Origin of the sequence: Xanthomarina maritima (assembly GCF_008084905.1) — a bacterium.
Lineage (GTDB): Bacteria > Bacteroidota > Bacteroidia > Flavobacteriales > Flavobacteriaceae > Xanthomarina > Xanthomarina maritima.
The window spans coordinates 1-354 of record NZ_VSFC01000031.1 but is presented as its reverse complement, the minus strand read 5'-3'; the positions used below and the strand labels follow the sequence as shown (position 1 = coordinate 354).

1 protein-coding gene is annotated in these 354 nt (G+C 40.7%); it reads right to left on the bottom strand.

What is annotated here, in order from left to right; all coding sequences use genetic code 11:
* Positions 1-246: hypothetical protein (locus FVF61_RS14155; protein ID WP_199757280.1), on the bottom strand; the 246-nt coding region annotated here is incomplete at its 3' end.
* Between the last annotated feature and the right edge of the window lie 108 nt (positions 247-354).

Here is a 354-nt window from a genome sequence, read left to right as displayed (position 1 = left end):
GAGCGCTGGATCCTCATCATCAATCACTACCACATTAAATGAGCAGTCACTTGTATTATTGTGAATGTCGGTTACCAAAATATCTAGTTGAGTGGTCCCAACTGGGAAATCATAAGGATAAGTGATAACTGAACCTTCTACAGAATAAACAGTAGATAATACCTCACAATTGTCTGTTGCTGTGATACTGAAATCTAGTGATGCAGAACAAAGTCCTGCATCTGCTGTATAAGATGCATTTGGCACTGGGCAGGCGATCGTTGGATCCTCATCATCTGTTACAACAATATCAAACGTACATACATCAGTATTTCCTGCTGCATCTGTAGCTGTTACGGTAACCTCAGTAGTACC